Genomic DNA, 14,843 nt, shown 5'->3' with positions numbered 1-14,843 from the left:
CTTAGCTGACACGCATAGAACAAGGAGCTTTTCGTGAAAATAACAGTATTGGATGACTATCAGGATGTGGTCAAAACCTTGGATTGTTTCAAATTATTGTCAGCGCATGACGTGACCGTTTTAACTGAAACCTATGCTGAGCCAGAGTTGGTTGCCAGACTCAAAGACACCGAAGCACTTGTTTTGATTCGAGAGCGTACCACCATCACTGAATCACTGCTTGCTCAGCTTCCCCGTCTCAAAGTGATTAGTCAGACAGGTAAAGTGAGCCAGCATATTGATGTTCAATTGTGCGAGAAATATGGGATTACTGTGTTAGAAGGACGAGGCTCACCGGTAGCCCCCTCTGAATTGTGCTGGGCCTTGCTGATGGCTGCCAGTCGCCATATCCCGGCCTATGCTGCAAACCTCAGAAACAACCAATGGCAAAGTGCCGGTGAACTTGGTTTAGGACGCACACTAAAGGGACTCAAACTCGGGATTTGGGGCTACGGGAATATCGGACAGAAAATCGCTCAATATGCGAAAGTATTTGAAATGTCCGTTGTCGTCTGGGGCAGTGAACAGTCCCGGGCGCTCGCTCAAGCACACGGCTTTGAAGCTGCGGCGTCAAAGCAAGCATTCTTCTCCACTGCGGATATTGTTTCACTGCATTTACGTCTCAATGATGCCACACGAGCGTGTGTTACCGCTGACGATTTAAAACAAATGAAACCGGATTCCCTCTTTCTGAACGTGAGTCGTTCGGAGCTGGTTGAACAATCAGCGCTATACAACGAGCTTAGTGCGGTTCCGACTAAACAAGCTGCGATTGATGTGTTTGATTCTGAACCTGCGTCAATTCATCACGAACCGTTACTCTCACTGCCAAACGTCATCGCAACCCCTCATATTGGCTATGTTGAGAAAAATAGTTATGAGCTATATTTCAAAATCGCTTTCGAGAATATTTTGGCGTACTTGAAAGAGACGGTATAAATTCGATGACCGGGAATCACCGTATAGTTTTCCTGCTGGTGGGTCTTAGCGTATAACTCACCAGCAGAAATTCAGCAACAGAAAGTCGGTTTCTTCATAACGAACTAGTTTTGCGTTGTCGTCCAGATATAGATCCAATCGACACACATTTTGTAAATCGGGGTGCCCTTCTTCGGCTATCATATCCAGCACATCGATCACCTTTTGATTGGACTAGTTTTTATTTTTTAATTCTGTTCTGAATGAGTGAAGACATAAATGAGTGTCACGACCAAATTTAACTCTCATTGATCAAAATTGGGACGAATTGTGTCAGTTCATTGATCACCGAACAATCTAAATCATAATATATTCCGTCACCCAGTTGTGTTGATACTCCTCCATCACTGGAAAAGGTCTTATAGTTAAAGAAAGGATGCAATTCATGATCGATATTCAAGAGCCAACGATATCTGATGCAGCAGCCATCGCAGCACTACTCGAGTCACTTGGTTACCCCGGTACAGAACCATTTATTGAAAGCCGAATCACTCAACTTATCTCCCATGACGACGATGTTCTCCTGATCGCTGTTAAAGAGAATGTGGTGATTGGTGTTATTTCTCTGCACTTTATTCCACAGCTCGCTTTGCCCAGGGATTTGTGCCGCATTAGTTATTTTTGTGTCTCTGAAGCATCCCGGGGTGAGGGTGTCGGGGCTATGCTTGAGTCTCACGCTGTTGATATTGCGAAAGCGCGCGGCTGTGATCGCATTGAAGTTCATTGCAATTTCAGACGAGTGGATGCACACCGCTTTTATGGCCGACAAGGGTATGTAGAATCGCCAAAGTATTTATTTAAATCACTCGATTAAACCGCAACAAAACGTAAGCAGCGATAGAATCTGACCCCAGATTTTGTATCAAATATACATAACAGCACATAAGAGATTTGTTCTGTGCGACATTTTGATATATAACGATTTTTATGGTGAACAAGAAATTTTAGCACGGCATTCGGACAAACCTTCACCTTATTTAACCTCATACAAATAAGGAAAAATTCAGCATATGGAAATCAAAATCGATGATTTATCCGGTGGAGAAGTAATCAGATTACTCGAAGAACATCTGGCAGATATGTACAGTAATTCTCCCCCGGAAAGTGTACATGCCTTAGATATGAATGCGCTAAAATCTCCGGAAATTACCTTCTTTAGCGGTTGGCACGGCGATGAACTGCAAGGTTGTCTAGCCTTCAAACAACTGACCCCTGAGCATATTGAGTTGAAATCAATGAGAACCTCGAAGTCTGCCCGCCAATCCGGTGTAGCCACCAAGCTTCTTATTCATGCACTCAATATCGCAATTGACAGAGGATATCAGCAAGTCAGTCTTGAAACGGGATTTCATGACTTCTTTCGCCCGGCCAGAAAGCTATACGAAAAATTTGGTTTCCGTTATTGCGGGCCATTTGCTCATTATCAAGAAGATCCGCATAGTCGTTTTATGACCCGAGCGCTGGTGGAAAAATTCGTAAGGTAGTGTTCAAAATTCTGTGTCATTTCTGTAAACTGAACCAAAAAGGAAATGACACTTTATGTCTGACGATAAATTCGAAATCGATGTTCAGGCCTTTGCCAAAGCTCTCCAATCTGGACAAGGACTGAACGGCAAAGATGGCCTGCTCACGCCGCTGATTAAGCAAATCACTGAAGCTGCTCTCGGCGCTGAAATTGACCAGCACCTTGCTGATGAACCCGATAATCGAAAAAATGGTAAGTCCCGGAAAAATATCAAAACCTCATCCGGGGAATTTGAACTCGAAACGCCCCGTGACCGCAATGGCTCTTTTGACCCGCAAACTGTCAAGAAGCACCAGACCCGGCTGACCGATGAGATGGAACGCAATGTCCTCTCCCTGTTTGCCCTTGGCAACAGCTATCAACATATCCGGGAATATCTGCTGGATATGTATGGTATCAGCGTTTCCAATGGCACGATTAACGCCATCACCGACCGTCTTATCCCTGAGCTCAGAGCATGGCAAGAGCGGGATTTAGACCCCGTCTATCCGGTCGTATGGCTCGATGCCGTTCACTACAAAATCAAGGAAAACGGCCGCTTTGTCTCCAAAGCCATCTACACTATCCTGGCTCTCAATATCGAAGGAAAAAAAGAGCTGCTGGGCATTTATCTCTCTGATGCCGAAGGTGCGCATTACTGGCTCAGTGTCCTGACCGACTTACAAAATCGCGGTGTCAAAGATATTTGTATTGCCTGTGTCGATGGCCTCAAGGGGTTCCCTCAGGCGATTGAAACCATTTACCCGCAGACTGAAGTCCAACTCTGTGTTATCCATCAAATCCGTAACTCGATGAAATATGTCGCCAGCAAAAATCAGAAAGCTTTTATGGCGGATTTAAAGTGCGTCTATAAAGCTGCGACGCTCAAGGCTGCCGAGCACGAACTTGATGAGCTGGAAGTCAAATGGGGGCAACAATATCCGTTGGTGATTCAGTCATGGCGCAATAAATGGGAGAACCTATCGGTATATTTCAAATATCCTGAGCAGGTCCGCAAAGCTATTTACACCACCAATGCGGTTGAGGCGGTGCATCGGCAGTTCCGCAAGCTGACCAAGACCAAAGGTGGCTTCGCCAATGAAACCAGCTTGCTCAAGCTGTTGTATGCAGGTATGTTGAAAGCCAGTGAAAAATGGACGCATCCGGTGCAAAACTGGAACCTGACGCTGTCTCAGCTCAGTATCCACTTTGAAGGCCGACTCACTCCATACCTGGATTTATAAAAATGGGCGTGACACAGAATAATGAACAGTCTCATTCGTAAAAAGCCAACCACAAAGATTGTGATTGGCTTTTTGCACATTACTGCAACGATGCCCGGCCTTCTTTAATCATTTGCTTCGCCAGCCATTGCTCATACGCTTCACGCGTCATTGGTGAAAAGCTTTCTCTGTCTTTGTACCAACTAAATTTACATTCAACAAAGTCTTCATATGTCCAGTCTTCACACTCTAAGGCATGTTTGATACAGCAGTCTAAAGGAACGATTTGGATAATAATCAGGTATAAAACCTCCATATTCTCCGGCTCTGATGCCAGCTTCTGTACAAATAAATCCACATAAGAAGGATGCTCTTGTAGAAAGTTATCGATATTAACATAGGAGGCTTCATCAAAATATTCATTCCTGTATATCTTCTCAAGCTCCCATTCGAAATGATCCATTGGTTCCCCCTTATTGATTCCAAGTCGGATGGATTGTATCAATCCTTCCTGTATTTAAATCTCGCGATAAGCGAATATGAATACCTTTATAGACACCATACAGGTCCTTCTCTGTCACCTTGTCATAGTTATCCTGCAAAATTTTCTGACTTGCTGCAACAATATCCTGATGGGTAAAGTTTTCGGGAAAAATTGTCTTAATACCTTTCACTCTGATGTCATCGATTTTCACACTTCCCCTTTCAAAAGCGTTTCTATGTAACCCTTCTCGCGGCAGTTGCAACCTTTTGACCCCATTCGGTAATGTCTGAACCCAGATCTCAGAGGTATCATTACGAGATAAAAACGTATCCACTTCTTTAAATGTATATTTGGTCCCGGATAATTCTCTTAATTTAATAAAGTCAGCAAGCCCTTCTATAGTGTGCATTCCCCCAAGAAGCTTATTCAGCTCATCAAACTCACCTTTGATAACATGATGGGTTGTCTTCTCTGGCCATAGTTTACCAATATTCGGTATTGGATGCTTACTCGGAACGCTAACATAATCATCAATATCTACCGGCTCTTTACCCGGCCCTGCGGTTAAAGGTTTTCCGGATTTTGAAAGTTGGAAGTTTTTAACAAACTCGTCAAATTGTTTCGTCAGGCTCGGTGCAATATGTTCTAACTCTTTACGGATGATACTGAAAAGCTCATCGGCTGGTTTACTTTTCAGAATCGCACGACCGGCTTTACCGAATTTACCAACAGTCAGATTAATCGCTAACTCAAGAATCGCACCTTGAACTAACTCATCAAGTGGCTTGCCGCTTTCTAATGCTTTGACAAAAGAATCGATAGTATTGTAGATGTCATATGCCGTCCAGACCGCCATTCCGACGTTAAAGGCAAACACCAACAAGAATAAGACGTTATGCTGAGCTGCATTACCGGCCGTATAATCAGCGATATCGACATTACCATGGAACGCAAAAACAGTGAGTGCAGCAACCATGCGGGAAATATCAACGCCCATCGCTCGCATATCTGCGATATGTTGCTTGAGCTGAGCCTCAGTCAGTTGGGTATCACTGAGAATATCAGCCGCCGCACGCTCAACTCTGAGTTGCTTTGACGCGATCTCATCCAGATACTTTCCTGCAACATACTCACCAATCACACCGCCGGCAGCACCGGAGAAACAGCCACTCTGATAATCGGAGTGATTACCGCCGCTGATGGATGTCATCGCACCACCTAAGCCACATCCTAATGCAGCGTGGGCAATATACTTGGTTGCTAAATCAATCTGTGCCGTCCCCGTTGGGTTAGACTCAGTAGCACCGTGTGCTCCGGCAGCATCACCAATTTTTTCCGCTAACTCAGCTCCAATCGTTGTCACGACAGCAGTCGAAAAACTGCTCTTAAAAGAATCGCTGAAGTCATTGACACTGCCACCGTTGATAACCGTTGCAATCCCCGAGCTCACTGCTGAACGCATCAGCATCTGAGTGACTTGCGATTGGATACCGTTAGAAAGCCCGCCAACGTTAAGCTTACCCAGTACACCCGCGGTCACCATGCTGGTTGCGAGTGACTTTAGGCTTTCATCAGAAGCCAGCGACTTCAATGTGTCTTTGATATCAAATCCATTGGCCAGTAAGCTGGCAGACGCCTGCATCACCAATGTCGACACACCGGCATTCACTGCAGCGATCATCGCGCCTTGACCACTGAAAGCAGCCAATCCTCCAGGCCCGGTAGCGATCGCCATCGCAATCGCCAGAATCGTCATCGCAGCCGGTGTTAGCCCGGATTGGTCATAATCCCACTCTTCCATGACCAACTGCACATCCTGCCAGTTCACATTCAATGAAGGGTCATTACGGATGTCCTGCATCCATGCGAGCTCTGGTGACTGCGCCAGTGTTGCCAATGTTGAATCTAAATTATGCTTATCTCCGGCATATTGAATCCGAACACCATTGTAGGCATCGAGCATAATGCCGCCGGAGTTAATGAACTCGGAGTAATAAGCAACTTCACGCTGATAACCATGTCCCTGATGGCGGAACGATAAGGCACCATCGTAGGACTTTTGATAGCTATAGGTTTCAAGCAGCTTCGCCAGTTCGAAATCAATTTCCCCATGCTCAGCAATAATTTGGGAAATGCCCCGGCTATCAACCGTAACGGCTTCAAGCAGAATGTTACCCTGTAAGGTCCGTAACACCAGGCTCTGCCCGGCTTTCAATAAAGTTCTGACGATCTCAGCTTCATTGCGGCTCTCAGACTCACTTTCTTTGGTTCCGAACATACCACCGCTTTCAGCTTGAAAACGGCTATCGAAAGAATGCATATCAGCAGCACTCTTGAGGGTGATGCCATGTGCTGCGAGAACCTCCAGCAGACCCTGACTTTCCAGCACCGTCCCTTCAAGATAGATCTGTCCGTCAGAAATCAGAGACAATGCATCAATCGCAGAAAGGTTAGTCTGTAGATTAACCAGTGACGACTCACTCTCTGACCAATGCTGGCCGGATTCTTTACGCTCACTTTTAGTGACTTGAGGCACAAGAATAATGTTACCTTCAGAGCGGATCTCTAAATCGCCCTGCGCAGAGAATTGACCACCGTGACTGACCACATCAGACGTGGTTTGAATATTCAGATCACCCAGTGAAACAATCGAACCAATCTGGTCAAAACTTTCTGCATAGCCATGACCATAATCGAGACGAGTGACTAAGGTGTCATTCACCAGTCGGTTGGCAATCAGAGAAACATCATCCCCGGTAATAGTGCCAGAAAGGTTTTGTAAATCACGTCCCGTACGAATGGTTAGTTGTCCACCCGAAATTGTTCCTTTGGTATTAATAAAATCACGGGTGATATCGAGAAGTGCCTCATGTTTAATATCAACATGCGCACCATTGACCACGAACGAGTTGGTATGAATATCTGCTGATCCGGCTGTCAATGTAGACTCAGTCAACCGCTGCTGTTCAATGGTTGTGGGTACCAAATACACAAATGGAACGAGATATTCATGCCCGTTCACAACTCGGATTTCAGGCCAGATCATATCCGCAGGAAGCTGGGAAATTTGTTCTTCGGTCAGTGGCTCACCGAGTTTCTTACCTGCAGATTTTGCGTAACTGACAGCATTCTCATACAGTTTTTTGGTCTGTTCGTTATAGCTTGAATAGCCGGGCGCTGAAATCCAGCTCTTATTCAACAGTTGAATTAGCTGATCTCTGATGATTCCCCGTTCAACATAAGGTGTACCAAAACGAGTCGGAATATCATCTAAAGTGGTATTTGCCCCTTGGTAGGCAGACAACATCTCGGGATAGGAGGTTTTAATTTGAGTAAAAAAGAATTCAAATCCGTCAAAAATTGCCAGCTCATCTTTTTCTATCGCCCCTGCATACAGGTAATCCCGTACTTGTTCTTGCAGTCGATAGCGTGCTGACGCGGCAACAGAATTGGTGATCGATTCCAGAGCAACATGCTGCTGCACTGCCGCATAAACCGGGAAAGCCATATGTGTAAGAAGCACTGGCAAAAGAACGCTAGAAGTCAGGCGTTGCCATAATGGTATTTTTTTATTTTTCATCATCTTATCTACCGAATTTGAAACCACTGCATAAATGAATCATGCTTGCAAAAACAGAATGACAATAGGTCATCATTGGCCCTCCTGATAAGAGGGATTAGGAATGAAGATAGTAATTTCCCCATTAAATATCGGCACATATTTACTTGGCTTAGATGGTGGTAAAGGTGGAGGAGTGTACGCAGTTGCATAAGGACCGAATGTGACATTCTGCAATGAATAAGAATCACTGCCAAAACCCTCATGAATATGCCCATCGACATAAAAAATAAACGGAAATTCAGCTGTAACTTCATTTTTAATTAATTGAGTAGTTGACGTTTTCCAAACATCTACCTTATGCCTGACACAATGTCTGAGAATACGTTTAGAACAATACCTTCTCGAGTGATACTGAGTTGTTGTTTGTTCAAAAATATCCCGAAGCTTCAACCCTTCCATCCATACGTTACGAACCGATCCAGAAACATCTTTCCTGACTTCAACACTACTATGCTCATTGCTAAACATATTACTTTTTAATACAAGGCTACCGCCGACATTCAATCGAGCCGGTGGGGATAATACTTTAATGTACTGTATTTTTTTATCGACTAAGATATTGGGATTCACTAGACACAACTCTTTCCTCTCATACGTCATGATTGGGCTTCCCTGTTCACCTTCTTTTCTTGTGCAAGTAACCTGAGGGGACTTTGTTGTATAGGTATCAGCCCAGATATGGTATCGTTCATTGTCAATCAGCGGCACATCTAAAACGACATTTCCTGTCCAAGACTCTGCAACCGCTGACATATTCCAAAGCCGCTCCTTGAGATGAAACTCCAGAATGGACTCCGCTGAAATAACAACCTGAGAACTTTTGATAAAATCTAATTTCAGTTCAGGATCTGTATAACTATTTCTTGAGACTTCATAAGGATTGGCATTGGTGAAATTTTGAGCTTCAACCTTAATGTTTTGTCCCAATATATAAGCACTAAGAGAATCAACATCAACTTTGCCACATCCTTTAAACGGTGGAACAGATACTTTGCCACCAGTTTCTAGTGAATGATCCGATATAATTGGTCTTTGGCTATAGGTACACCATTCTGAAGCTTTGAACGGATAAAGCTGACCGTTCATTACATCCTTTTCAGATGTCAGCTCAATGTTTTCACCAAGAATCACACCACCATACTGGTTTACCACTCCAGATTTACCATTGAGATATAAATCCCGTGTCGACTCAATATCGCCTTCATTGGTTATTTCTTGTGCTGAAACATAGATTGATTCTGCAACAATCGCCCCTGCATTTTTCATCGCGCCAACAGCTGCAATATTCACCTCAGCGGCAGAAATGCTATCCAATAAATAGTTATTTCCCGCTGATAAAGCTTTAACCTCAATAGGCCCTGTTGACTCAATATCAACCCGATTGGCAGCAATGATTTGGTCGGAAAGATAAACACTACCGTTCGATCTGACTTTTACCGATTCCAGCGGAACAATACTTTGATCATTATATCGCCCGACATAAGCCCAAGCGCCCTGAGCCTTGATCTGACCACCGACGAAAACCGTACCGTTATCATAAGTTGATTCAAGATGAAGGTTACCAACAGCAAATTTTCCTTTATTGGTAATTTCCAGTGGATATATCGAACCATACTCTTTAACAGAGAAATTCTTATAATACGCATCCGATTGCCTGTCTGAATAACGGAAATGATTCTGCCCGACGATAATTTGTACATCACCGTTCGAAACTTCTAATTCTCCGGCCACGTCAATTTCTTTGACCTGCTGATGATTCCGGGTCGAGACGATACCTTTCATATTGGTTCTGAATGGCGCATCCACCAGTACACGGCCCGCTGCAATATCGAGTAAAGATAAATCGGTAGCTGTCAATCCACTCCCGGTAATTTCCATACTGCCATTGGTGATCTTAATTGTTTCCAGTTCACCGTAATCTGACTTAATTGTGCCGGTCGCGAGTGTTACGCGCTCAGCATTAGCGATTGAACAACCGTCACAACGAATTCCTTTCGGAGCAGCAAGCACAATATCAGCGGCATGACCTTCCACCCGAATATTTTTGATACTGGCAAGCTGGCTATCATTAACAATCAATACAATTGTTTGTGCCGGTGCCTGAGCCACCTTAACATTCATGACAGGAGAATTAAGTAGAACAATATCTTTTCCCTGAGTATCAAAGCTATCGAAATAGTTCAATGACACACCATAGTCGTTTGCTTTTGCAATTTGGATATAATATTGATTGGAACGTTGACTCACCGATACTTGTTCGGCACCACTCTTCTCGTTTCCTGCGACGACCTGACCAAAAGCTGGTCTAAAAATAGATAGCAACAGTACACAGAGAAATAATTGAACACTTTGCAAGGAACACATATAACCAGCACTGACCCCGGAATTGAATAAACCCAGAAAAATCGAAACCACCAATACATTATCAATTGTGAATATATTAAGTTATATCAATTTTCCATAACGATTAAAAAACAGACAAATGTCATGAAAATGACAAATATAGATCGCAAATAATATCATTGATATAAATATAAACAAATATTTATTATTATTTTTGAGTAGAACAATCATATTTTTTATATATTTGATGCAAAACTCACAAATGACCAAATATTTATATTCATCTTTTAATTATTCCCCAAGTTATCGAATCAACAACAATGACAGACATCGATGACAGAATGTTACTCATGCATCGATTCGGGATACCACAGACTATTTTGATAGCGTCTTCACCAGCTCAGCTTCAAGGCCTTGTGTAATATCCACAATGTTTAACACTCGAACACTCAGCTCAACAGCACTTCAATTGAATAAATGTTTAATCATACCGACAAACAGATCAAAAATATTTTCAATCCATTGATTTTAAAAATAAATATCAAAAATTTTAACAGTATCGACTCTTCGGCCACAACACATAAGAGAAGGTAATAGCTTGAGACATTAACCATGAAAATCAAATGGTTATATGCGTGATTTTTATGGTAGTACCAAAATTGCGTTTTTTCACTTAAATTGAGCCAATTTGCAAAGTAACCCTTAAAATTGTTAGCATATTGGTCGTACCAATAAAAACGCGACAACAAAAAATAGTACAGGTGGAAATTTGGCAGCAGATAGATCGACAACAGACAATTTGTTCACGCCAGCTCAGGTTGGGCGGGCAAGTGAAGATATCGCGCTTCAGATCGAATCAGCCATTCTGAATGAGACTTTACTTCCCGGTGATTCTCTTCCTAGTGAGCGGGAGTTACAGATCCAGTTCGGAACCGGACGTGGCGTGATAAGAGAAGCGATCAGAGCTTTGAAACAAAAAGGGCTGATAGAAATACGCAAAGGCCCTAAAGGTGGCGCATTTATTAAGCAGGTCGATGTTTCGAACATCAGTGAGTCTTTGGCTCTGTTTTTGAAACAAAAGCATATCGATGCTTATGAGATAGCTGAGTTCCGGGAAAGTGTCGATCAGAGTATTGCACTGTTCGCTGTATCGCGTGCGACAGAAAAGCAGAAATCACAAATGCTGGAATGCGTCGAGCATCTGGAAAATATCGCCGCCCAGCCTTGTCTGGATTTTGGTGAACTGGCAGAAGCCGATCGCAGGCTGAATATACTCATGGCTGAAATGGCCAATAACGCCATTTTTGAATGGGTCATGCACGCGATGCAACAAGGGTTTGGTTCTTATGATAACAACCTCTACAACGATCCCGATTTTCTGCGTAAGACGGTAGAGAACTGGCGTCATACCGCAGAGCAGATTATCAACCGAGAACCACTCAAACTTCAGGCGTCGATTAGCCGCCACTACTTATTATTGCAGGAATGTCTGGATCGGCATTCAAACTAAGAAATCAATATGACTCCAAGCCATATCGCTCTGGGCACATATTGCCCGGGCAGATAGCGCTTGGAAAAAACAAATAAAGCGATGGAGGATACTTAATGGCACAGACTTACGATTATATTATCGTGGGCGGTGGCTCAGCGGGTTGTGTATTGGCAAACAGGCTGAGTGCAAATCCTAAGCACAAGGTTTTAGTCTTAGAAGCAGGTCGTCCGGATCACCGATTCGATTTCCGCATTCATATGCCGGCAGCACTGACTTATTTGCTGACAGACGGCACATATAACTGGCTGTATGAATCAGAGCCTGAACCATATATGCATAACCGTAAGATTGCTCAGCCGAGAGGGAAAGTTCTGGGTGGCAGCAGTTGTATTAACGGTATGATCTATATCCGTGGTAATGCCATGGATTACGAAAAATGGGCAAAATCAGAAGGTCTGGAAGACTGGAGTTATAAACACTGTTTACCTTATTTTCGTAAGTGTGAAACCCGCTTGCAAGGTGCTGACGAGTATCATGGTTCAAATGGGCCGCTAAAAGTCACCACGGCAAATTGCGATAACCCACTGTTTAATGCTTTTTTTGAAGCGAGTCAGCAGGCCGGATATCCACTGACTGATGATGTAAATGGCTATCAGCAGGAAGGTTTTGGTATCTTCGACCAGAATATTTATCGGGGACGTCGTTATAGTGCTGCACGAGCTTACCTGCATCCGGTCATGCACCGGGAAAACTTAACGGTGATTACGGGTGCAACCGCAAACCGGGTCCTGTTTGACGGAAAAACTGCCATTGGTGTTGAATATACCAAACGCGGCTCGACCAAGACTGTGTATGGCGGTGAGATTATTTCTTGTGGCGGTGCGATCAATTCGCCTCAGTTACTGCAACTGTCCGGTATTGGTCATGAAGAAGAGCTGAAAACTCTGGGCATTTCCCCGGTACACCATTTGCCCGGCGTCGGTGAAAATCTTCAGGATCACCTCGAGTTATATGTTCAGTACGCCTGTAAAAAGCCGGTGAGTCTGTATCCGGCACTGAAATGGTATAACCAGCCGAAAATTGGGTTTGACTGGTTGTTCCAACGCAAAGGAGCTGCGGCAACCAACCATTTTGAAGCCGGTGGTTTTGTCCGTAGCAATGACGAAGTGGCCTATCCCAACTTACAGTTCCATTTCCTCCCGCTGGCGATTCGTTATGATGGTAGCGCGCCGCGTTCCGGACACGGTTTTCAGTTGCATGTCGGCCCGATGAACACTGACGTACGCGGTCATGTGAAAATCAAATCTAAGGATCCAAAGCAAAAACCGGAAATCTTCTTCAACTACCTGTCTACTGAGCAGGAAAGAAAAGAGTGGGTTGAGGCGATTCGGGTTTCCCGTAATATTATTGCTCAGCCAGCGTTTGATGATCTGCGCGGTGAAGAGCTGGCCCCCGGTGCCAGTGCGCAGACAGATGAAGAGATTCTGGATTTTGTTGCCCGTGAAGGTGAAAGTGCTTATCACCCAAGTTGTACCTGTAAAATGGGTTATGACGAGATGGCAGTCGTAGACGCTGCACTCAAAGTGCATGGCGTGCATAATCTTCGTGTCGTTGATGCTTCCATCTTCCCGGCGATAACAAACGGTAACCTGTATGCGCCAACCATTATGGTTGCAGAAAAAGCCGCAGATATCATTCTGGGGAATGCGCTGGAGCCCGCGACAGACGCTGACTTTTACCGACATCAGAAAGAAGAACATGCCGCCTAGCGTTTCAATGCGATAGCGAATTGGTTTTATCAATACAGCCAATCACAACTTTTGTGATTGGCTGTATTCACGTTGATCTTCACAAAAAAAAGCCAACCACAAAGATTGTGATTGGCTATCAATATGAACAAATTAGGTTCACTAACAACGTCAGTTGGCTAGGTGACCCTCGGCTTAATAAGGGTCACTCTAGTTAATGCAGTATGCGTGCCAGTTTTTTATTTTTAACTTAACCATTTGATTTTAAATGATTCGTATAAATATCAATCTACTCGCAATACAGTAAAACTCATATGCTATTCTTAAAATGCAAATCTATTTTTATTTTGCAAAACTACTCGACTTCGTTGCCACTGAGAACATCTTGCTGGAAGCAATGCACATTATCGAATGTGGTGTTGGCAATGGAGAGTAATGCTTCCTTGGTCAGAAACGCCTGATGGCCGGTGAACAGCACGTTATGGCAAGCCGATAAACGGCGGAACACATCATCGGTAATCACAATGTTGGATTTATCTTCAAAGAACAGCTCTTGTTCTTCTTCGTACACATCCAGCCCCAGAGAACCGATAACCCCCTGCTTGAGGGCTTCAATTGCATCCAGAGCATTGAGTAATGCGCCCCGGCTGGTGTTGATGATCATCACACCTTTTTTCATTTTGGCAAAGGCCTGAGCATCCAGCATATGGTGATTCTCTTTGAATAGCGGACAGTGCAAGCTAATCACATCCGACGCTTGCAATAAGGTATCTAAATCAACATATTCTGCCCCGAGCTCCAGTGCCGCTGGGTTTTCATAAGGGTCATTCACCAATAACCGCATGCCGAATCCTTTCAGAATCCGCAGGGTCGCTATACCGATTTTTCCGGTCCCGATAATACCGGCGGTTTTGCCATGCATATTGAACCCGACTAATCCATCGAGTGAAAAATTTGCATCACGGGTGCGCTGATAGGCTTTATGAATCCGCCGATTGAGGGTCATCATTAAACCGACGGTATGCTCTGCCACCGCTTCAGGAGAGTATGCCGGTACACGCACCACGGTGATGTTGTACTTTTTGGCGGCTTCCAGATCGACATTGTTATAACCGGCACAACGCATTGCCAGTAATCGGGTTCCATTGGCAGCTAAGGTCTGTAGCACCGGCTCAGACAAATCATCATTGACAAATGCACAGACAACCGGGCTATTATGCGCGAGCTTGGCGGTTTTTTGATCTAGCCGGACTTCGTAAAACTCAAGTTCGAATCCATATTCCTGATTGGCTTGGGTAAAATACGCCTGATCATAAGCTTTCGAGCTAAAAACTGATATTTTCATAACTTCATTCCTCAGACTGAACAATCAACGGCAGCGGTTGTTATTGTATTGAGTTTATGTTGAGT

General features: G+C 44.1%; 11 protein-coding genes. 6 read left to right on the top strand and 5 right to left on the bottom strand.

The features are described from left to right. The first annotated feature begins 33 nt into the window (after nucleotides 1–33). A complete protein-coding gene (locus VRK_RS16690; RefSeq protein WP_059122420.1) occupies nucleotides 34–978 on the top strand; it encodes a D-2-hydroxyacid dehydrogenase family protein in 945 nt (314 codons plus the stop codon). 57 nt (nucleotides 979–1,035) lie between these two features. On the opposite strand, the gene VRK_RS21600 is transcribed toward VRK_RS16690, so the two are convergent. Next, nucleotides 1,036–1,170 carry a hypothetical protein gene (locus VRK_RS21600; protein WP_269431947.1) on the bottom strand — a complete coding sequence of 45 codons (135 nt, stop codon included), beginning with the start codon at nucleotides 1,168–1,170 and terminating at the stop codon, nucleotides 1,036–1,038. 232 nt (nucleotides 1,171–1,402) lie between these two features. Between VRK_RS21600 and VRK_RS16685 the strand changes: the two genes are divergently transcribed. The 3 genes from VRK_RS16685 (at nucleotide 1,403) to VRK_RS16675 (ending at nucleotide 3,765) form a co-directional block, all read left to right on the top strand. Continuing rightward, entirely contained in the window at nucleotides 1,403–1,831 is a 429-nt protein-coding gene (locus tag VRK_RS16685; protein ID WP_059122419.1) for a GNAT family N-acetyltransferase, read from the top strand. 196 nt (nucleotides 1,832–2,027) lie between these two features. Then, nucleotides 2,028–2,501, top strand: coding sequence for a GNAT family N-acetyltransferase (locus tag VRK_RS16680; RefSeq protein WP_059122418.1), 474 nt, complete (start codon nucleotides 2,028–2,030; stop codon nucleotides 2,499–2,501). Between the two features lie 55 nt (nucleotides 2,502–2,556). After that, on the top strand, nucleotides 2,557–3,765 hold the full coding sequence (locus tag VRK_RS16675; protein ID WP_059122417.1) for an IS256 family transposase: 1,209 nt from the start codon (nucleotides 2,557–2,559) through the stop codon (nucleotides 3,763–3,765). Nucleotides 3,766–3,844: 79 nt separating this feature from the next. On the opposite strand, the gene VRK_RS16670 is transcribed toward VRK_RS16675, so the two are convergent. The 3 genes from VRK_RS16670 to VRK_RS16660 all read right to left on the bottom strand — a co-directional run bounded on the left by VRK_RS16670 (nucleotide 3,845) and on the right by VRK_RS16660 (nucleotide 10,172). Beyond that, nucleotides 3,845–4,207, bottom strand: coding sequence for a hypothetical protein (locus tag VRK_RS16670; protein ID WP_059122416.1), 363 nt, complete (start codon nucleotides 4,205–4,207; stop codon nucleotides 3,845–3,847). Between the two features lie 10 nt (nucleotides 4,208–4,217). Then, nucleotides 4,218–7,811: a DUF637 domain-containing protein gene (locus VRK_RS16665; RefSeq protein ID WP_059122415.1), complete on the bottom strand. Its 3,594-nt coding sequence runs from the start codon at nucleotides 7,809–7,811 to the stop codon at nucleotides 4,218–4,220. Between the two features lie 69 nt (nucleotides 7,812–7,880). Next, nucleotides 7,881–10,172 carry a two-partner secretion domain-containing protein gene (locus tag VRK_RS16660; protein ID WP_197413135.1) on the bottom strand — a complete coding sequence of 764 codons (2,292 nt, stop codon included), beginning with the start codon at nucleotides 10,170–10,172 and terminating at the stop codon, nucleotides 7,881–7,883. 790 nt (nucleotides 10,173–10,962) lie between these two features. On the opposite strand from VRK_RS16660, the gene VRK_RS16655 reads away from it, so the two are divergent. Together VRK_RS16655 and betA are read left to right on the top strand one after the other, a co-directional pair. After that, nucleotides 10,963–11,703, top strand: coding sequence for a FadR/GntR family transcriptional regulator (locus tag VRK_RS16655; protein ID WP_059122413.1), 741 nt, complete (start codon nucleotides 10,963–10,965; stop codon nucleotides 11,701–11,703). Nucleotides 11,704–11,798: 95 nt separating this feature from the next. Further along, nucleotides 11,799–13,454, top strand: a complete 1,656-nt coding sequence (betA, locus tag VRK_RS16650; RefSeq protein WP_059122412.1) for a choline dehydrogenase — start codon at nucleotides 11,799–11,801, stop codon at nucleotides 13,452–13,454. Nucleotides 13,455–13,788: 334 nt separating this feature from the next. Here the strand turns inward: betA and VRK_RS16645 are convergent, their stop codons facing one another. After that, a complete protein-coding gene (locus tag VRK_RS16645; RefSeq protein WP_059122411.1) occupies nucleotides 13,789–14,778 on the bottom strand; it encodes a 2-hydroxyacid dehydrogenase in 990 nt (329 codons plus the stop codon). Between the last annotated feature and the right edge of the window lie 65 nt (nucleotides 14,779–14,843).

It is taken from the genome of Vibrio sp. MEBiC08052, from assembly GCF_001506075.1.
GTDB lineage: Bacteria > Pseudomonadota > Gammaproteobacteria > Enterobacterales > Vibrionaceae > Vibrio.
This window is presented reverse-complemented; position numbering and strand designations above follow the sequence as displayed.